The 350-nt window shown below is 63.7% G+C and carries 1 pseudogene; it reads left to right on the top strand.

The features are described 5' to 3' along the window. Nucleotides 1-87: pseudogene (locus tag ACZYOF_RS44475) on the top strand (IS21-like element ISFK1 family helper ATPase IstB); the annotation flags it as partial. Nucleotides 88-350 lie beyond the last annotated feature (263 nt).

The raw sequence follows: 350 nt of genomic DNA on the forward strand, positions 1-350 counted from the left end.
AACGCTCACCGCCTCCAGCTGGCCGGCGAAAGCATGCGAAAACGCAACGCCAAAACCATCACCCTTGACGAGCAGCCAGAACGCTGACTCTATCACCGCCTCGGCCGGAGCGGGCTGCTCACGATCGCGCATTGCCTCATCAAGAATGTTACCGGAGAACTGACCGTCAGGATTGGGGCGGCGACACCGAATCGGATCGGTGTCACCGATGGCAGGACGGATCAGCATGGGTGCTCGGCGCGAGCTCACGGCGGCGGTGGTAGAGCGCTATCGATCGGCAGGGCGGGCAGATAAGGGGCGCATACTCGACGAGCTTTGCGCGGTGACCGGCTGGCATCGCAAGCACGCGG

The sequence above is a fragment of the Bradyrhizobium sp. LeoA1Lang genome (assembly GCF_055413685.1).